Below are 19667 nucleotides of genomic sequence, written 5' to 3'. Positions count from 1 at the left end.
AATTGAAACAACAGGGAGCCCGTCTGTCCAGTGACGGGCTCCTTTTTCCAATTGTTTGTTTCCTCTGCACCGGTCAATCCATGACAGGTGAGGAGTGTTGGAAAATGAAACAAACGACGGATTTTGTGAAGATGAAGACGCAAGAAGAAAAAATTGCAATGGTGACCGCTTATGATTATCCTTCTGCAAAGCTTGCGGAAGAAGCGGGCGTTGACATGATTCTTGTCGGCGATTCACTCGGCATGGTCGTGCTCGGCTATGATTCGACCATTCCGGTGACCGTGGCGGACATGGTCCACCATACGAAAGCGGTCAAACGCGGGGCGAAAAACACTTTTATCGTCACCGATATGCCGTTTATGTCGTACCATTTGAGCCGCGAAGAAACATTAAAAAACGGCGCCCGCATCATTCAGGACGGCGGTGCCCATGCCGTAAAACTGGAGGGCGGGAAAGAAGTCGCGGCTCAAATTGAAGCGCTTACGGAATCAGGCATCCCGGTGATGGCTCATATCGGGCTGACGCCGCAAAAGGTCGGGATTTTCGGCGGCTATAAAGTCCAAGGGAAAACAGCGGAAGCCGCCAAAAAGCTGCTGGAAGATGCGAAAGCGTGCGAGGAGGCCGGCGCTTTTGCTGTCGTCCTGGAATGCGTCCCGCGGCAGCTTTCGGAAGAAGTGACAGCCGCACTTTCCATTCCAACCATCGGAATCGGGGCCGGCCTTGATGTAGACGGGCAGGTCCTTGTATTCCATGACCTGGTAAAATACGGAAGCGAAAAAGTGGCAAAATTTGTGAAGCAATTTGCCGATGCGGATGCCGTGATGCGCGCGGGGCTCCGCCAATACGTACAGGAAGTAAAAAACCGGACGTTCCCCGAAGAAAAGCATACGTACACGATGAAAGAAGAAGAACTGGCAACACTGTACGGGGGGCATGCAAAATGAAAACCGCACAGGCGATGAGCGTTACAGAAACGAAGCAGGAAATCCGGGCGCTAGTATCCCGGTATAAAAAGGAAGGCAAGTCGATCGGGTTTGTCCCGACGATGGGCTACTTGCATGAAGGCCATCTCGCCCTGGCAAAGCAGGCAAGAAAAGAAAACGATATTGTCATCATGAGTATTTTTGTAAACCCGCTCCAATTCGGTCCGAATGAAGATTTCGACCGGTACCCGCGCGATGCCGAAGGGGACCGGCATAAAGCGGAAGCAGCCGGCGTTGATGTATTGTTTATCCCTTCTGTTAAAGAAATGTATCCGCGCGCTTTATCGGTTCAAATGACAGTGACAAAAGGGACGGATGTCCTTTGCGGAAGAAAGCGGCCGGGCCATTTTGACGGCGTGGCGACGGTTCTTTCGAAATTGTTTCACCTCGTTCAGCCGGACCGCGCTTATTTCGGATTGAAAGATGCCCAGCAGGTGGCCGTTGTCGAAAATTTGGTTCGCGATTTGGATTTTCCCATTGACATTGTCCCGTGCCCGATCGTGCGCGAACCGGACGGCCTTGCAAAAAGTTCGAGAAACGTCTATTTATCGGAGGCGGAGCGGAAAGAAGCACCCGAAATATACAAAAGTTTGCAATTGGCAAACAAAGCGGTTGAACAGGGAGAGAGAAACCCGGAAAAAGTGATTTCCCTTGTGAAAGCGCATCTTTCCGCGCATCTGTCCGGGAAAATCGATTACGTAGAATTGTATTCATATCCTGACCTCGAACCGGTCCATGCCATACATGGGCGCTGTATCCTCGCAGTCGCCGTCCAATTTGAAAAAGCACGGCTCATCGACAATATCATTTTTGCAGAATAAACAACATGAGAATAGGAGAGATTGCTTTGCTGCGGACTGTGATGAACGGAAAAATCCACCGGGCAACCGTGACGGAAGCGAATTTAAACTATGTCGGAAGCATCACGATTGATGCGGATTTGCTGGATGCTGCGGGAATGGCGCCCAATGAGAAAGTGCAAATAGTGAACAATTACAACGGGGCGCGATTTGAAACGTACATTATCCCGGGTGAAAGGGGATCCGGTGTCATCTGCCTGAACGGCGCGGCCGCCCGGCTTGCACAACCCGGCGATATTGTGATTATCATTTCGTACGCCCTTTTGACGGAAGAAGAAATGAAAAACCACCATCCGAAAATTGTCCTGCTTGATGCAAAAAACCGAATTGAAAAAATGTTATCGGAAGAACCGGCTTCCACGATTTTGTAAGGTAAAACCGCACCTGCTTTTTCCGGCAGGGCGGTTTTTTAATTTCTGCATCTGCTTGTGGCGAATGATCGATTTTATGTTAAAATAGTACAATATGGAAGAAACGGGGCAATTATTTTTAGTCAGGTGATGTTATGCAGCGCTATGTAGTCGTAGATCTTGAAACAACAGGAAATTCAGCAAAAAAAGGCGATCGCATCATCCAGTTTTCCGCTGTTGTGGTTGAAGGCCGGGAGATAAAAACGCAATTTACAAGCTTCGTTAATCCCGAAAAGCCGGTACCGCCGTTTATTTCGGAATTGACCGGGATCGATAACGGCATGCTTGAAGAAGCGCCGGTATTTTCGGAGATCGCCCCGCGCATTATGGAAATTTTGGAAGACAGCATATTTGTCGCCCACAATGTGCTGTTTGACCTGCCGTTTTTGCAGCAGGAATTAAAGGCTGCGGGGTTTCCGCCGTTTCGCGGGCCAAGCCTTGACACCGTTGAATTTTCGAGAATTGCATTTCCAACTTTGAACAGTTATAAACTGGGGGATCTGGCCGATTCTTTGTCTCTTTATCATGAACGGCCGCACCGGGCGGACAGTGATGCTTTTGTGACGGCAAAGCTGCTTCTTGCCTGCATGGAAAAGTGTGCGTCCCTTCCTGTCGTCACACTTGAACAACTCGTGCCGCTTTCTTATTCCTTGAAAAACGACCTTGCCGGCATTTTTGAGGATATACTGGAAGAGAAACGGCGGCATATCGAGCATTTGCCGCCGGATATGGAAGTATACCGTGGTATTGCATTAAAGCGGAAAATCCTCCCGCCGGATAACGGACCGCGTGAGATTGGCCGTTACCCGCAGGATGCAGTTGAAAAAGAATCCTGGTTTGCGGCTTCAGGTACCGGGATGGAAGCGCGCCCCGCCCAATTTGAAATGATGGACCATGTCCGGGAAGCTTTTTCTGCTGAGGAGCATGTCGCATTAGAAGCAGGCACGGGCATCGGCAAATCCCTTGCCTATCTTGTGCCGGCCGCTTTCCAAGCGATTTCGGAACAGAAACCGGTGTTAATCAGCACGTATACTGTTGCGCTTGAGCACCAGCTTTTAAATAAGGAAATCAAAAGGCTTGAACAGATGCTGAAAACCCCGGTCAGGACCGTGTTGCTAAAGGGGAGGAGCCATTACCTGCATTTGTTTAAGTTTGAACAGTCGTTAAAAGAACCGGACCGGCAGTACGACGCCGTATTTGCCAAAATGCAAATCCTGGTCTGGCTTACCGAAACAGAAAGCGGCGATCTTGACGAGCTTCATTTATCTGGCGGCGGAAAACATTTTTGGCAGCGGATTAAACAGGACGGCTGGCATACGGATAAAAAAGATCCGTGGAAATCGCGGGATTTTTATCTTTACGCCAAAGCCTGCGCAGCCTCTGCTGACATCGCCGTCACGAACCATGCGATGCTGTGCGCGGAACTTGAAAGGGACCAGTCGGTGTTTGACGGATTTCAATACGTCATCATTGATGAAGCCCACCGCCTTGAACAAGCGGCCCGGGAAACGATCGGGAAACGCGCAAGTTACAACCAAATGAAATATATGATGGCAAGGCTTGGTCTGTATGAGCAAAAACAACTGTTTTACAAATTGGAAAAAATGATGGAAAAATATGGGCTAAAAGCCAGACTGCACGCGTTTGAATGCGATGCAATCCTGCAGGGCCTTGAGGCTGAGCTCGATGATTTATTCGGTATGCTTGCCCAAAAAGTAATGCGCGTGAACCGGGAAACAAATGGTTACCAGAAAATCAAATTAAGAATTAAAAAAGAAAATTGGAAACAAAAAGCATGGCACGCAGTTCTGCTCTGTACGGAACGGATCAGGGCGTCCATGAAAGAGATTTCACAGGCTTTGGAAGAAAGACTTTCGCAGTTGCTTTCCGAAAAACAGATGAAAGAACAGGCACTCGCTTTTATCGAAGAAATGTACAGCTTTTTGGAAGATTGGCGCCTTTTGCGCGACAACCTGGCCATTTTCGCCGGCCAAAACGGCGGGGATGAAAATGTCGTCTGGGTGGAAGGGGATTTGCGCGCCCTCCCGAACAGCCTTGTCATTTATTGCCAGCCGGTGCATGCCGGAGAAACATTGCAAAAAGCTTTTTTTTCGCGAAAAAAGAGCGTTGTGCTTACTTCCGCGACATTGACCGTTGGCGGAAGCTTCCGCTATTTTCTGGACGAGACGGGGCTAGCGCACACCACAAAAACGGTCCGCATTCCGTCGCCTTTCCGGTTCGACAGGCAGGTGCAGTTTATTATCCCGAACGACCTTCCCGATATCGGATCCGTCAGTATAGAAGACTTTGCGGAAAAAATGGCAGGTTATCTGCTTGCCGTTGCGGAGGCCACAAAAGGCAGGATGATGATTTTATTTACATCCTTTGATTTGCTGAAAAACGTGTACCACCTGATGAAAGAAAGCGGAATGCTTGAAGATTATATGTTTATCGCCCAGGGAATATCAAGCGGCAGCCGGTCGAGGTTAACGAAAAGCTTTCAAAAATTTGACAAAGCCATTCTTTTCGGTTTAAGCAGCTTTTGGGAAGGGGTCGACATCCCTGGCGATGACCTTTCCTGCCTTGTGATGGCCCGCCTTCCGTTTTTGCCCCCGGATGAACCGGTTACTGAAGCAAAGTCCGATTATTTCAGGGCAAAGGGGAAAAACCCGTTTTCCGCCTATGCCTTGCCTGAAGCCGTGCTCAGGTTCAAACAAGGGTTTGGCAGGCTTATCCGGACGCGTCATGACCGCGGCATTTTTCTTGTCCTGGACCGGAGGATTGAAACGGCCACATACGGGCCGGCGTTCACAAAGTCTCTGCCGCCGGTCCGCATCAGGCACCTGGATCTGAACGAGACGCTTGAGGTCATTGAAAGCTGGCTGTAAAAAAAGTGCTGCGACAATGCAGCACAAAACAGGGTAGACCGGAAAAATGATCAAATGCATCATTTTTTCATTCATTTTTGCTGTATAATGATGAAGGAAATGATTCTAAGCTTAGGATGGCCTGCATGGGAACTGATATGAATGACAATTTCTGCTTAAAAGGATTTACGCCATGGAAAATGAGGGTTCGGAATGAAAAAAGCACTGATCTCGATTTGCATTTTGGTCATCGTGATAGCCGGATTTGCGGCAGAGACTTATTGGAAAGCACGGAAACCGTATCATGAAGCCTACAACAAAGCGGTCGCTGTTGCCAAAAGCGAAGCCGGCATCCGGGCTGCCGATGCATTTTATCTTTACAATGGCAAAAGCACCTATTATGTTGTCGTGGGGAAAGGAAAAGGCGGGAAGAAAAAAGCGGTTTGGATCCCTGAAAAGAAACCGAAACGTGTGACCGTCCTAGACTTGAATACCGGCATCTCAAAACAGGATGCAGTGAAACAAGTGGTGCAGAAAAGGCAGCCGGATAAAATTTTATCTGTGCGGCTCGGCATGGAAAGCCAGGTTCCCATTTGGGAAGTTGCTTATATAAAAGGAAACAGCCTCGGCTATGATGAGGTTCCTTTTTTAAAAAAATCCAATTGATCCGTTTGGAGAGGTGAATCGTATGAAACTAGCATCAAGGGTAAGTGCATTAACGCCGTCATCCACGTTGGCGATTACGGCAAAGGCAAAAGCAATGAAGGCGCAAGGCATCGATGTGATCGGCCTTGGCGCAGGTGAACCCGATTTTAATACACCGAGGGAGATTATCGAAGCCGCGTACCAGTCGATGCTGGACGGCCAGACGAAGTATACCCCGGCCGGCGGAATGGCATCGCTGAAAGAGGCCGTCATTGAAAAATTCCAAAAAGACCAGGGGCTTGGCTTTAAAGCAAATGAAATCATCATTACCAACGGGGCAAAACACGCCTTGTATACATTGTTTCAGGTGCTGCTCGACCAGGGCGATGAAGTGATCATCCCGTCTCCTTACTGGGTAAGCTATCCCGAGCAGGTAAAGCTTGCAGAAGGCGTCCCGGTCTTTGTAGAAGGCAAAGAAGAAAACCAGTATAAAATAACGCCGGAGCAGCTGGAAAAAGCCATATCGCCGCGGACAAAAGCGTTTGTACTCAACTCTCCCGGCAATCCGACCGGCATGATGTATACAAGGGAAGAACTTGAAAAACTCGGTGAAGTCTGCCTGAAACACGATATTTTGATCGTGTCGGACGAAATTTACGAAAAATTGGTGTACGGCGGCAGCCGGCATGTCTCGATCGCCACCATTTCACCGGAACTGAAAGCACAGACGGTGATCATTAACGGCGTCTCAAAATCCCATTCCATGACCGGCTGGCGGATCGGCTATGCGGCCGGAAACGGGGATATCATCAAAGCGATGACAAATCTTGCCAGCCATTCGACTTCCAATCCGGCAACGCCTTCCCAGTTCGCGGCACTCGCCGCATATAGCGGGGATGAACGCACCGTGGAAGAGATGCGCCAGGCTTTCGAGGCACGGCTCAATGCTGTTTTTAACCAGCTGATTGAAATTGACGGGATTACCTGCATCAAACCGCAAGGCGCTTTTTATTTATTCCCGAATGTGAAAGAAGCCGCAAAGCTGACTGGGTTTCAAACGGTTGACGCATTTGTGGAGGCTTTGCTCGAGGAAGCGCGCGTTGCCGTCGTCCCGGGTTCCGGTTTCGGCGCGGAAAACAATATCCGGCTTTCTTATGCCACTTCTTTGGAAAATCTCGAAGAAGCGCTCAAGCGGATCAAACAGTTCGTGGAAACACGGAAAAAAGCGTGAAACTTTGGCTTGTTTCCTTTTTCCGCCTTTGTTTAGTATAATGGATTTCGGTACATATGGGAGACAAGCCGGAAATTGTTTTGGAGGGAAATACCGTGAAAATCACCATTTCAGAAGTACACCAGCATATCGGGGAGGAAGTGACGATCGGGGTCTGGCTGAACAACAAACGTTCAAGCGGCAAAATTGCTTTTCTCGAGCTGCGTGACGGGACAGGCTTTATCCAGGGGGTCGTCGTAAAAAACGAAGCCGGGGAAGAGGTCTTTCAAACGGCGAAATCGATGAGCCAGGAAACTTCTTTTTACGTTACCGGGACAGTCCGGGAAGATGCCCGCTCCCCGTTCGGCTACGAGCTCCAGGTGACCGGCATAGAGATCATTCATGAAGCCGTAGATTACCCGATCACACCAAAAGCGCACGGGACCGAATTTTTAATGGACCACAGGCATCTATGGCTCCGTTCCCGCCGCCAGCACGCCGTCATGAAAATCCGGAACGAGATCATCCGGGCGACGTATGAGTTTTTCAATACGCACGGGTTTACGAAAATCGACCCGCCGATTTTAACCGGCAGTGCGCCGGAAGGAACGACCGAGCTGTTCCATACGAAGTACTTTGACGAAGAGGCCTATCTATCACAAAGTGGGCAGCTTTACATGGAAGCGGCAGCAATGGCATTCGGGAAAGTATTTTCTTTCGGCCCGACGTTCCGCGCCGAAAAATCGAAAACGCGCCGCCATTTGATCGAGTTTTGGATGATCGAGCCGGAAATGGCTTTTTATGAACATGAAGACAGCCTGAAAGTACAGGAACAGTATGTCTCTTATATCGTCCGGTCCGTTTTGGAAAACTGCAAACTCGACCTGCACCGGCTTGGCCGCGATACTTCAAAGCTTGAACAAGTGTCGGCGCCGTTTCCGCGGATTACGTATGATGATGCAATTGAATTGCTCCATGAAAAAGGATTTGATGATATCAAGTGGGGCGAAGATTTTGGTGCGCCGCATGAAACCGCGATTGCCGAAAGTTTCGACAAGCCGGTGTTCATTACGCATTATCCGGCTGCAATCAAACCGTTTTACATGCAGCCGGATGCTAAGCGCCCGGAAGTCGTGCTGTGCGCCGATTTGATTGCGCCGGAAGGGTACGGGGAAATCATCGGCGGCAGCGAGCGGATCAATGACTATGATTTGTTGCTGAAACGGATCAAGGATTTCAATCTGTCGGAAGAAGCTTACAAATGGTATCTTGATTTACGAAAATACGGTTCTGTTCCGCATTCCGGCTTCGGGCTGGGCCTTGAGCGGACGGTTGCCTGGATTTCGGGCGTTGAGCATGTGCGCGAAACGATTCCGTTCCCGAGGCTTTTAAACCGGATCTATCCGTAATTGAAAAAACGGCTGCATTGACGGTGTGCAGCCGTTTTTCTTTTCAGATGTTTTTTTCAATTCCCTTGCCGTTTTTAAACTGCTATACTTACATTGAGGTGTCCGACATGGATAAAGATCTTTTGCTTGCCTGGTGGGAAGAAGGGATATTGACCGTCCCCCAGCTCTTATTGAAAAAATACAAACAGCTTGGCCTGAATGAAACGGAACTTGTGCTTTTGCTGCAAGTTTATTCTTTTTTAAAAGAGGGAAATGCGTTTCCGACGCCTGAAGATCTGGCAGGCAGGCTTACCATTCCGGAAAGTATGTGCGTTTCGATTTTGCGGCGTCTAATCCAGCATCAGTTTTTGTCCATTGAAGAAGGGGAAGGTGGCATCCTGTATGAAAAATATTCGATCATGCCGCTGTGGGCGAAACTCGCCGATGAATTTATCTATGAGAAAAAACAGGACGAGCTTGAAAAAAGCGTAAACGAAGAAACCGATTTATACACCACGTTTGAACAGGAGTTTGGCAGGCCGCTGTCGCCGCTCGAATGCGAAACATTGGCGATGTGGATTGACCAGGACGGGCAATCCCCTGATCTGATCAAAGCCGCCCTGCGCGAAGCCGTCATCTCCGGCAAACTGAATTTCCGCTACATAGACCGCATTTTGTTTGAATGGAAAAAGAACGGCATCCGGACGGTGGATGAAGCACGTGAATATGGAAGGAATTTCCGTAAATCGTCAAAACCGCAAACAGAAAAACCGAAAACGACCAATCCGGTGCCGTTTTATAACTGGCTCGAACAATAAAGGTGACAATAATAATTTTATGTAAACTAGTTACAGGAGTTTAAGAAATGCTGACAAAAAAACAAATCCGGCATTGCCTTGAGACAATGGGGGAAATGTTTCCGGATGCCCGCTGTGAATTGAATCATTCAAATCCTTTTGAGCTGCTGATCGCGGTAACATTATCCGCCCAGTGCACCGATGCGCTCGTCAATAAAGTGACAAAAAATCTGTTTCAAAAGTATAAAACGCCGGATGATTATATTGCCGTGCCGCTTGAAGAACTGCAGCAGGACATCCGGTCGATCGGCCTATACCGCAACAAAGCAAAAAACATCCAAAAACTTTGTCGGATGCTCATCGAGGAATACGGGCGGGAAGTGCCGCAAACACGTGAAGAACTAATGAAACTGCCCGGCGTCGGCAGAAAAACGGCAAACGTTGTCCTGTCGGTTGCTTTTGGCATTCCGGCCATTGCTGTCGATACCCATGTGGAGAGAGTAAGCAAACGGCTCGGTTTTTGCCGCTACAAAGACAGTGTATTGGAAGTGGAACAAACCTTAATGAAAAAAGTGCCGAAAGAAGAATGGTCGATCACGCACCACCGGATGATCTTCTTCGGCCGCTACCATTGTAAGGCCCAGCGCCCGCAATGTGAAATCTGCCCGCTTCTTGACCTGTGCAGGGAAGGGAAGAAACGGATGAAGCAGAAAGAGAACAAGAAATAACAATACAAAAAGCATGGAGAACTGATTCTCCATGCTTTTTTGGTGCGAACCGGCGGGAGCACAGGAAGCCATCAATCACGTGCTTTTTTATTCAGAACCGGTATTGTTATTTGCGGACGTGTTGCCCGAACTGTTTTCGCCTTTATTGGAACTGTTCCCGCCGTTCGTATTGGTCCCTTGGTTTCCGTTTGAACCGCTGTTTCCCTTGCCATGAGTGCCTGCTCCATTGTTTGCCGGTCTGTCATTTCCGCTTGAAGGGCCAGTGCCTGAACTGTTTCCTGGACCGTTGTTGTTATCTTTGTTGCTGTTGCCGTTTCCGCTGTTTTCCGAGCCGGTGCCGTTTGAATTGCCGCTGTTTGTTCCCTTGTCTGAGCCGGTGTTGTCTTTGTTTTCGCCGGACTGATTGGTGTCAGTGCCGGTATTGCTATTCGTATTTGAATTGTTTGCATCCGGTTGTTTTTGGGCATTGTCTTCCGGTTGCTTGTTTTGGTTATCATCCGCCTTCGTGTCCGTGCTATCCCCCGGAACCGTTACACTGGCGGATGCCGCTTTGCTTTTCACGCCATTTACCGTGGCGGTGACATTGAAGACATACGTTGCGCCCGCTTTCGGATTGGCAACGGTGATCGATTTTCCTGAAGTCGAACCGAATGACGCCGCGCTGCCGTTTATTGTGCCGGAGACGTTAAAGGTTGCACCTGATCCTTCATAATCCCAGGTAACCGTAATTTTTTTGCTGTTTGCATCATACGCTGCGTGAACATTTGCCGGCGCATCCTGGGTAACGGATTTTTTATCAATCGCTGTATCGATATGGCCGCGGATATACAATTCGCTTCCCATTCTGACGACACTTTTTGGCATCGTAAAGTCAGGCGTTTCTTTGCCTTCCGATACATAGCGCATCAAGTGGCGGTAAATTTGCTGCGCAACCGTTTGATACGGCCTTGTGACGCCATATTTTTTGCCTTTCTCGCTTTCGTATCCGGTCCATACAGCTAACGAATATCTTGTCGTGTAGCCCGCAAACCAGGAATCCCGCACAGAAGAACTCAAAATCCCGTATTTTGCCAGCTCATCTTTATCAAAATTCGTTGTGCCCGTTTTACCGGCGGCAGGCAATCCTGGAATATGGGCGGTTGTCCCGGTACCTTTTGTCAGCACATCTTTCAGCACGTCCGTAATCATATAAGCCGTAAAATCACTCATGGCGATTTTGGACTGGACATGCGGTTTGATTTCCGTGACCCCGTCACGCAGGACAATTTTCCGGATGGCATGCGGCTTGTTGTATATGCCTTCATTGCCGAATGCGGCGTAAGCGGAAGCCATCTGCAACGGTGAAACTTGCACCCCTCCGCCGATGGATGAAGATTCAACGATTTCTTTGCTGTTTAAATCAAGGCCGAGTTTTTTTGCAAAACGGATGGCCCTTTCCTTGCCAACTTCTTTATATGTTTCATAGGCAGGAATATTCCGTGATAAATACAGTGCCTTGCGCATGCTCATCTTGCCAAGGAACCGGTTATCCCAGTCATTAATCGGCGTTCCGTCCGAATAAGTGGTTGCGACATCGTTCAATTGGTGCCCGGTTGACCAGTGCAAGTACTCAATCGCCGGCCCGTAGTCAAGAATCGGTTTGATCGTTGATCCCGGCGAACGCTTCGTATCAACGGCATAGTTGAAGCCGCGGTCAAGTTTCATATTGCGCCCGCCGCCGAGCGCACGGATTTCGCCTGTTTTCGTATCGATCAGGGCAATGCCGGCCTGCATTTTTTTATCCGGATAATTGATGATCGAATTGGTGTTTAAGATTTTTTCCGTATATTGCTGTGCGGAAGAATCCAGGGTTGTATAAATGGTTAAACCATCGGCATACACATTATAGTTCCCGAGTTTCTGCACTTCCTTAATGACTTCATTGACAAAGGCAGGATATTTGTTCGCGTTTGTATTCCGCTCTTTTTCTTTGACCAGTCCGGCCGAAACCGGGGTGGCCTGCGCTTTTTCCATTTCTGCCTTTGTAATTTTATTGTTTTTGTACATCATTGACAGGACAATGTCCCTTCTTTTCTTCGTCAGATCCGGATGGTCAAACGGATTATAATTATTCGGGCTTTGCGGCATGCCGGCCAGTACGGCAATTTCCGGCAGTGATAATTTGCTTAAAGATTTGCCATAATAATGTTCAGCGGCTGTCTCAAAGCCGAAGACACCGTCTGACATATAGACTTTATTGACATACATTTCAAGGATTTCATGCTTTGTATATTTCCGCTCAAGCTGGATCGCTAGCCACGCTTCCTGGGCCTTCCGCTTTAATGTTTTTTCGTTTTTATTATTTAATGCCATGGAAACGACCTGCTGGGTGAGGGTGCTCGCCCCCTCGGATCCGAACCCTTTGGTAAAGTTTGCGACCACCGCACCCCCGAGCCGAATCGGGTCGATCCCGTGGTGATGATAGAACCGTGCGTCTTCCGTCGAAAGAATCGCGTTTTCCATCTGTTTTGGAAGCTCTTCATAATCAATATATTTCCGGTTCTGTGCCCCGAGCGTTGCGACTGTTTTGTTGCTTTTATCCTTAATCACCGATGGAATCGGGTCGGATAACTGCTTCTTCGTCAGTTTTGGGGAGCTGCTTGCGTAATACGCAAAAGTGCTGATTCCCGCAATGACTCCGGCCAGCCCGACAAGAAAGCAGACAAGAATGAGCCGATTTATAAATGTTAAAAATTTGTTTTTCGGTTTTTTCCTCTTCTTTTTATGTTGATTTGCCTGCATTTGTTTCCGGCGTTCTTCGCGGGATTGGTATTTTTCTGCCATGCTCAGCATTCCTTTCTTCTAAATCTGAAAAAGCCGATTTAGATTCAAAACATATTGTTGCCGGATCCGTCAATCATCCGGCCGGGCAACAACTATAAAGCATACAATTGTTTTAAAACGGCGATGTAATCAATTCTCGGCCGGTATCCAACCGGTATAGGGTGCCCGTTTTCTTCAATTTCTTCTTTTTTTATCGATTTTCTCCCTCCGGCAAGCATTCTATCCCAATAAAAAAATAAATGGCGGGATTCCAGCAAAAAAATTTCTTCTTCCTTCGCAAAACGGAGAATGACAAAGCAAATTCCGCCTTGCGCCACCACCTGTTTCATATGGCTGATTTGATGCTCATGGAAGTTATGAAGCGGAAAAGAAGTATGGTTTTGCGTTTCCTTTGCTTCAAAGTCTATATATTTACCGTTCATCACCCCGTTGTAATCGGTTGTGGACGGCTGTTTAAAATAGGCTTCTTTAATGACGGCTGTGCTCCGTGACTGATAATCGACCTGGACAATCTGGATCGGGGTCGGTTTTTTATGGATAACGGCAATGCCTTCCTGCAAATAATAAGCATTGGTTTCATTCAGATCCTCTTCCAGTGTCATCCCGCGGTTGCCGTATAAAATTTGGTTCGCATTTTTCCGTCCGGCTTTGTTTTTTTTCCCTTTATACTTTTTTCCGTTTGGATAACGCAATTCCATGTTCCCTCACCTCATAAGCTAAATTATATCATAGCAGAACAGACAAAGAATATGTAATAAAAAAAACAGTCTTTCGGCCCCTTTTGCGCCGGCGGGGGACAAGGAACCGGCCTGCCCGGTTTTTTTCGCTAAAAACAGGCAAAACAAAAAGCAAGGAAACATTTCCTTGCTTTTTGCTTTCATTAGGTGGAAGGGCGGTCAGGGCCGTTCAGCTTCTTATCTCCTTTTGCCAAAGACCCTTTCTGTTCCCGTGCTTTTTTCTGTTGTTGTGCTTTGTTGTCATTCGTTTTCATGGAAACCCACCTCCTGAAATTGGTGTCACCGGATTTTCCGGCATATTTATTGTTTGCAGTTCCGCCTTTTGCATACATGCCGGCACGAAAGTTGGCGCAGCCGGGAAAAATGCGCCCAAAATGGAGGCACGCTGTCGAAAGAAAACGCAAAATGAAGAAACCCGTTTTCTTTGCCGAATTGCTTCTAGTTTTGTCAGGCATGAAGGGACCGGGCCGCCTGGCAGAGAATGAATAGGCATGATGAAATTCAAGGGGGAAAACAAATGATACCGAAAGCCGCATTTTTAAACGGGCTGGAAAAAATGGAAGAGGCACTCGAAAATATTGGGACAGAGATCCGGCATAAGGCGGAGAAGGAAGCAAGAAAGCAGTCGATAAAGCAGTGGTACCATTTGAAAAAAGCAGAAATGAAGCTGGATCATTTGGAAAAAAGGGCGGAAGCATTCAGAAAAACATACAGGGCGGAAAGCTTGCGGATTGATGAAAACAAAAAAACTTCCTAAAATGAAAGAAGTCTCCCGTAAAAAAACCCGGCGAAGGGAGAATATCCGGTTAGAAGGGTGAACAGAAATGGAAGAAGGGCAATTACAAGCGTTAAACGAGCAGCTGATTGCGTACACGCTTGAGCTTTACGACCTGTACCAGGAAGTAAAGGAAACAGGGGTGGAAAAGGATTTTTTCAGCGAAGTCAAGCCTTTTTGCGATACGTTGCAGGATGCCATTGACAGGTGGCTCCCGGCCGCAAAAGCATGGGTGGAAGCCCGGAGGCCGGCGCATCTTTTTCCGTCCCAGCTTGAACATACGGCCGAAAATTTGCAAATGGTTGCGGTGCGTGCTTTTTACCCGTCATCGAGCCGCAAAATGATGCTCGACCATTTTCAGTCGGTGAAATATATTCTCCAATGCTTGCAGGAAGCATTGGAGAAATCGTAAAGGATATGGACACATCACCAATTGCCAGATGCCACATACATTATTGGTGAAGCAGGCAGGAGGCGATGGCAATGCGCGTTTTTCAAGATCCTTACAGCAGCCGGCGCACAAGAAACATAGGACGGTATCCTGTAATGCCGGGGGCCGGTCCGTATTACCCGCAATTTCCATATCCCGGGCAGCATTCCCCGCATGTTTATGGATACCCCCCAGCGCCGTATCCGTACGGCCAGCATCCGGGCGGGTACGGTCAGGCCTGGCATATGCACGGACAAAGCGGCCAGCATGCCGGGGAAGAAGCTGCCATGCATTTGTTCGGAAACCCGCTCGAGGCAGCTGAAAAGCCAAACACCCAGCACGGTGCGGCAGGGTTCGGCCATCCGTACCCGCATCAGCCTGTTCCGCCAAAGCCGCCGCAAATGGGGGGATCTTTTTTGAATTCCTTCAAATCCCAGGATGGCTCCATTGATTTTAATAAAATGGTCAATACTGCCGGACAGATGATCAATGCGATTAATCAAGTATCATCGATGGTCAAAGGGCTCGGGGGCCTGTTTACAAAATAGGCTTCCGGGCCGTTTTGCTTAAAAAAGGGACAAAAAACGGAAAAAACCGGGACGCTCCCGGCCTCTTATTCAATCCTCAGCTTTTTTTTCTTTCCTTTCGGCATCAAAATCACAAGCAGCCCGTTTTCAAATTTTGCCTGAATCTGATCCCCGTCCACCAGTGGCGGCAGGGGCACCGTCCGGCTTATCCGGCGGAATGCGCTTTTCTTTTCGTAAGCTTTTTTCGTTTCATCCAAACTTGAAACGGCTTCCTCATGCCTGGCGCTAATGGTGAGATATTGATCATAAACTTCAATCTCAATCTGGCCTTTTTCATACCCGGGCAGTTTGGCTGTCAGTACATAAGCTTCATCTTTTTCTTCAAGGCGGACCGGGATCGTATCAAAAGAAAAAAATTCATCGAGATTCTCAAAAAAATGTTTGACCGGTTTTTCCTGAAAAAATTGGTCCATCGCTTGCATCAGCCCGTAAAAAGGATGCTTTTCATCCGGGCCGGATAAATTGGACATCGGCAGGCTCCTTTCTTATTGATGATAAAGAAAATGAATGGTTGCACAGCACTCTTTCGCTGTATAATATGAAAACCAAGCGGAAAATGTGAAAGAATGCTTTTAAAACGAACGTCTATTCGATATAATAGATAGCGGGGTGAGGAAAGATGTTCAGAAAAAAGAATTTGCAGGAAATATTGGAGCAGTTGCAGATGGACCGTTCTTTCCAGGAGCGGATCGTCCATTGGCATACGATTGAAGGAAAGCCGGCTGTAACGGTGCCTTTTCCTGGCAGCATCACACCGGCTGTGCTTTCGGCACTCGAAAAAAGAGGAATTTCGTCATTGTATACCCACCAGGCAGAGGCATATCAGCTTGCCATGGCAGGAAAAGATTTTACGGCCGTTACCCCGACTGCATCAGGCAAAACGCTTTGCTATAATCTGCCCGTGCTCGAGACCATCCTTCAAAACCCGGATGCACGCGCGCTTTATATGTTCCCGACAAAAGCGCTCGCGCAGGACCAGAAAAGTGAAATAAACGAAATTATTGAAGAAGCCGGCGTACCTGTAAACAGTTATACATATGACGGGGATACGCCTTCAAATATCCGGCAGCGCGTGCGCAAAGCCGGCCATATCGTCATCACCAATCCGGATATGCTGCATTCCGCCATTTTGCCCCACCATACAAAATGGGTGTCGTTTTTTGAAAATCTAAGATTCGTGGTGATCGACGAACTGCATATATACCGCGGCGTGTTCGGTAGCCATGTTGCCAATGTGTTGCGCAGATTAAAGCGGATTTGCCGTTATTACGGGAGCGATCCGGTTTTTATTTGCACGTCCGCGACGATTCAAAACCCGAAAGAGCTGGCGGAAAAGCTAACCGGCAAAAAAATGGAATTGATTGACCAAAACGGCGCGCCAAGTGGAACGAAGCATTTTCTTTTTTACAACCCGCCGCTTGTGAATAAGCCGTTGAACATCCGGAGAAGCGCCACGCTTGAAGTCCGGAAAATTGCAGGGGAACTTTTGAAAAACAAAATCCAGACGATTGTTTTTGCAAGAAGTCGTGTGCGCGTCGAAATCATCTTAAAATACTTGCAGGAACTCGTAAAAGATGAACTCGGGGAAAAGTCGATCATGGGCTACAGGGGAGGATACCTTCCAACGGAGCGGCGGAAAATCGAGCAGGGGTTAAGAAACGGGGACATATACGGGATTGTCAGCACGAACGCCCTCGAGCTCGGTGTCGATATCGGCCAGCTCCAAGTCTGTATTATGACCGGCTATCCGGGCACAATTGCGAGCGCCTGGCAGCAGGCCGGGCGCGCAGGAAGAAGGCAGGGGGAATCACTTGTCATCCTTGTTGCCGGCTCAAGCCCGCTTGACCAGTACATCATCCGCAATCCGGGCTTCTTTTTCAACCGGTCCCCGGAGACGGCGCGCATCAACCCCGATAATCTTGTCATTTTAGTGGACCATGTCAAATGCGCGGCATACGAACTGCCGTTTAAAAAAGGGGAAACGTTTGGCGGCGTTGAAATCGAGGACGTGCTCGAGTTTTTGGCGGATGAACGGATTCTCCACCGCCGCGGTGATGCGTGGTACTGGATGAATGATGCTTTTCCGGCCCATAATATCAGCCTTCGTTCCGCATCGCAGGAAAATGTCGTCATTATCGATACAACCCATGCGCCGGATGTGCGCGTGATCGGTGAAATGGACCAGTTCAGCGCGATGACATTGCTCCATGAAGAGGCGATTTATTTGCATCAGGCGGTGCAGTATCAGGTTGAAAAGCTGGACTGGGAAGAGAAAAAAGCCTTTGTCCGTGAAGTCGCTGTTGATTATTACACGGATGCCAATCTGGCGGTGGAGCTGAAAGTGCTGGAACAGGACCGAGAGACCGTTTTGCAAGATGCAAAAATCGGCTATGGGGATGTGATGGTCCGGGCGATGCCGACGATTTTCAAAAAAATTAAATTTAACACGCATGAAAACATTGGCTCGGGGCCGATCCACCTTCCGGAAATGGAACTGCACACAAATGCCGTTTGGTTTTCCATGGGGGAAGATGCGGTGCCAAAACATTTGCTGGAAGGCGCGCTTACCGGCGCTGCGCACGCACTCCAGTCGATTGCGCCGCTTTTTGCCATGTGTGACGCCCATGATATCCAGGCTGTGCCCCAGGTGAAAGCGATCCATGATGAAAAGCCGACGATCTTTTTATATGACCGGTATCCGGGCGGCATCGGCCTGAGCGAAAAAATCTATGGCGGGGCAAGGAAAATTTTGGAATCTGCAAGAGCGATGGTTGTAAACTGCCCTTGCGAAGACGGGTGCCCTTCCTGTACGGGCGCAGAAACGGCTGCCGCGGGCGCAAAGCAGGCCGCCGTCCGGCTGTTTGATTTCTGGCTCGGGGCGATCAAAGGAGGCGAGCATCATGCCGGGATTAAAAGATAAATTAAACCGGATGAAAAACCATATCGTGAGGGACCAGCCGGAGCCTGCCGGACGGGCGGAAGCACTCGGGGCCGATTCTGTCCCTTTCTTTGAAATGTGGGAAAAAGCGGGCGTTTCGCTGTATGATTTGGATGGCGATTACTGCCTCATCCGTGAAGTCCGCTACCCGCTTGAAACAAAGCACGGCAAATATGCTTTTCGCGACTATTTTGATGCCATCAAACTGTGGCAGCAAAAGCCGGTCCGCCACCCTTTATCCGCCAAAGGGTACAGCCCGTCTGATTTATTTTTTTTCGATACCGAAACGACCGGCCTCGGGGGAGGGGCGGGCAACACGATTTTTTTGCTCGGATATGCTTCCTTTACCGAAGAAAATGTCATTTTAAAACAGCATATTCTTCCGGAGCCGGGGCTTGAAGTGCCGCTTTACTACAGCTTCCTGGAAAATATCGATTACACTGCGCTCGTTACTTATAACGGGAAGGCGTTTGACTGGCCCCAGGTGAAGACGCGCCATACGCTGATCCGCGACCATGTGCCGCGTCTGCCTGAATTTGGCCATTTTGATTTGTACCATGCGGCAAAAAGGCTGTGGAAAGATGAACTCGGGTCCGTGAAATTAGCGAATGTGGAGCGCGAAATTCTGGGGGTGGAACGCGAAGAGGATATTCCGGGATACCTGGCGCCGATGATTTATTTTGATTTCGTTGAGCGCAAAAATCCGGAAGGCCTGCTTGGCGTCATCCGCCATAACGAAGAGGACATTTTATCGCTCATTTCTTTGTACACCCACCTTACGTTTCAAATTCTAGAGGCCGACCCGGACCAGACGGCAAAGGAAAAACGGCTTGTCGGGAAATGGTTTGAATATATCGGCGAAGATGATGCCGCGGTGAAACGTTTTGAAGCGGCCGCCGGCGAGAATGATCTGGCTGCCAAACACCGCCTGGCCTTCCAGTATAAAAAACAAAAAGCATACAGAAAAGCCGGAATGCTGTGGGCGGAATTAGCCGAAAATGCGCCGGATACGATAAGAGCCGAAGCATGCATTGAGCTCTCCAAACTGTATGAACACAAGGAAAAAGACCTTTTGCAAGCCGTCCGCTATGCCGAAAAAGGTCTGGAAATTTATCAAAAGTACGGCAGGTTCGGTTCAGGGAAATGGAAAAAATGCTGTTTGGAAACGGAAAAACGCCTTTTACGGCTGTATCGGAAAGCCCATATCCCGGCGAGATCCTCTTTCAGCAAGGAAATGCCCGGGAAAAGAACCGGTTTTTAACCGCTATTTCCTGGGCAAGCGCATGATTCGACGAGGAGTCCGGGATTTTGGAACGCCCCTTGTTGGGATTTGTCGGTTTCTTTTGGATCAGAGAAAAATGCGCGCCCTTTGTCGATTTCCGTATGTTGTGATTGTAGCCCGCCAAAAGCCCCGTTAAAATGGTTTTGATCAAAAAGAAATGTAAAGAGGCCGAGAAAACGATGCACCGGGCTTCGGCTGCTCCCGAAA

The 19667-nt window shown here is 48.6% G+C and carries 18 protein-coding genes; 14 read left to right on the top strand and 4 right to left on the bottom strand.

Annotated features, from left to right (window positions below; genetic code table 11):
* Positions 1-104 precede the first annotated feature (104 nt).
* The 9 genes from panB to nth all read left to right on the top strand — a co-directional run bounded on the left by panB (position 105) and on the right by nth (position 9888).
* A complete protein-coding gene (gene panB / locus NST70_RS08420) occupies positions 105-944 on the top strand; it encodes a 3-methyl-2-oxobutanoate hydroxymethyltransferase (protein ID WP_061087001.1) in 840 nt (279 codons plus the stop codon).
* Between the two features lie 14 nt (positions 945-958).
* A complete protein-coding gene (gene panC / locus NST70_RS08415) occupies positions 959-1804 on the top strand; it encodes a pantoate--beta-alanine ligase (protein WP_026104511.1) in 846 nt (281 codons plus the stop codon).
* 26 nt (positions 1805-1830) lie between these two features.
* Positions 1831-2214 carry an aspartate 1-decarboxylase gene (panD, locus tag NST70_RS08410; RefSeq protein ID WP_014098184.1) on the top strand — a complete coding sequence of 128 codons (384 nt, stop codon included), beginning with the start codon at positions 1831-1833 and terminating at the stop codon, positions 2212-2214.
* A 134-nt stretch (positions 2215-2348) separates the two neighbouring features.
* Complete coding sequence (dinG, locus tag NST70_RS08405; RefSeq protein ID WP_342474820.1) at positions 2349-5141, top strand: ATP-dependent DNA helicase DinG; 2793 nt, start codon at positions 2349-2351, stop codon at positions 5139-5141.
* A gap of 192 nt (positions 5142-5333) precedes the next feature.
* A complete protein-coding gene (locus NST70_RS08400) occupies positions 5334-5786 on the top strand; it encodes a DUF5590 domain-containing protein (protein WP_014098186.1) in 453 nt (150 codons plus the stop codon).
* Between the two features lie 22 nt (positions 5787-5808).
* On the top strand, positions 5809-6996 hold the full coding sequence (locus NST70_RS08395; protein ID WP_017550453.1) for a pyridoxal phosphate-dependent aminotransferase: 1188 nt from the start codon (positions 5809-5811) through the stop codon (positions 6994-6996).
* A 95-nt stretch (positions 6997-7091) separates the two neighbouring features.
* Positions 7092-8384: an asparagine--tRNA ligase gene (gene asnS / locus NST70_RS08390; RefSeq protein ID WP_026104510.1), complete on the top strand. Its 1293-nt coding sequence runs from the start codon at positions 7092-7094 to the stop codon at positions 8382-8384.
* A gap of 107 nt (positions 8385-8491) precedes the next feature.
* The gene (locus NST70_RS08385; RefSeq protein ID WP_342474816.1) at positions 8492-9181 is read left to right on the top strand and encodes a DnaD domain-containing protein; all 690 of its coding nucleotides are present in this window, start codon (positions 8492-8494) and stop codon (positions 9179-9181) included.
* A gap of 47 nt (positions 9182-9228) precedes the next feature.
* Positions 9229-9888, top strand: coding sequence for an endonuclease III (gene nth, locus NST70_RS08380; protein WP_014098191.1), 660 nt, complete (start codon positions 9229-9231; stop codon positions 9886-9888).
* 87 nt (positions 9889-9975) lie between these two features.
* On the opposite strand, the gene NST70_RS08375 is transcribed toward nth, so the two are convergent.
* The 3 genes from NST70_RS08375 to NST70_RS08365 form a co-directional block, all read right to left on the bottom strand.
* The gene (locus NST70_RS08375) at positions 9976-12711 is read right to left on the bottom strand and encodes a PBP1A family penicillin-binding protein (RefSeq protein ID WP_342476174.1); all 2736 of its coding nucleotides are present in this window, start codon (positions 12709-12711) and stop codon (positions 9976-9978) included.
* Between the two features lie 92 nt (positions 12712-12803).
* Positions 12804-13409 (bottom strand): Holliday junction resolvase RecU, encoded by a 606-nt coding sequence (recU, locus tag NST70_RS08370; RefSeq protein WP_014098194.1) that lies wholly within the window; start codon positions 13407-13409, stop codon positions 12804-12806.
* A gap of 182 nt (positions 13410-13591) precedes the next feature.
* The gene (locus NST70_RS08365) at positions 13592-13702 is read right to left on the bottom strand and encodes a hypothetical protein (RefSeq protein WP_014098195.1); all 111 of its coding nucleotides are present in this window, start codon (positions 13700-13702) and stop codon (positions 13592-13594) included.
* Positions 13703-13965: 263 nt separating this feature from the next.
* Between NST70_RS08365 and NST70_RS08360 the strand changes: the two genes are divergently transcribed.
* The 3 genes from NST70_RS08360 to NST70_RS08350 all read left to right on the top strand — a co-directional run bounded on the left by NST70_RS08360 (position 13966) and on the right by NST70_RS08350 (position 15201).
* Positions 13966-14205, top strand: a complete 240-nt coding sequence (locus tag NST70_RS08360; RefSeq protein WP_014098196.1) for a hypothetical protein — start codon at positions 13966-13968, stop codon at positions 14203-14205.
* A 67-nt stretch (positions 14206-14272) separates the two neighbouring features.
* Positions 14273-14635 (top strand): YppE family protein, encoded by a 363-nt coding sequence (locus NST70_RS08355; RefSeq protein ID WP_014098197.1) that lies wholly within the window; start codon positions 14273-14275, stop codon positions 14633-14635.
* Between the two features lie 71 nt (positions 14636-14706).
* The gene (locus NST70_RS08350; protein WP_014098198.1) at positions 14707-15201 is read left to right on the top strand and encodes a YppG family protein; all 495 of its coding nucleotides are present in this window, start codon (positions 14707-14709) and stop codon (positions 15199-15201) included.
* A 65-nt stretch (positions 15202-15266) separates the two neighbouring features.
* Here the strand turns inward: NST70_RS08350 and NST70_RS08345 are convergent, their stop codons facing one another.
* Positions 15267-15710, bottom strand: coding sequence for an Hsp20/alpha crystallin family protein (locus NST70_RS08345; protein ID WP_014098199.1), 444 nt, complete (start codon positions 15708-15710; stop codon positions 15267-15269).
* 149 nt (positions 15711-15859) lie between these two features.
* On the opposite strand from NST70_RS08345, the gene NST70_RS08340 reads away from it, so the two are divergent.
* Together NST70_RS08340 and NST70_RS08335 are read left to right on the top strand one after the other, a co-directional pair.
* Entirely contained in the window at positions 15860-18160 is a 2301-nt protein-coding gene (locus NST70_RS08340) for a DEAD/DEAH box helicase (protein WP_342476171.1), read from the top strand.
* Positions 18141-19439 carry a ribonuclease H-like domain-containing protein gene (locus NST70_RS08335; protein WP_342476169.1) on the top strand — a complete coding sequence of 433 codons (1299 nt, stop codon included), beginning with the start codon at positions 18141-18143 and terminating at the stop codon, positions 19437-19439. The genes NST70_RS08340 and NST70_RS08335 overlap by 20 nt, the downstream gene beginning before the upstream one ends.
* Positions 19440-19667: the final 228 nt, after the last annotated feature.

It is taken from the genome of Weizmannia sp. FSL K6-0777, from assembly GCF_038593185.1.
Classification (GTDB): domain Bacteria; phylum Bacillota; class Bacilli; order Bacillales; family Bacillaceae_C; genus Weizmannia; species Weizmannia faecalis.
The sequence above is the reverse complement of the archived record's forward strand: the minus strand, read 5'-3'. Positions and strand labels throughout refer to the sequence as shown.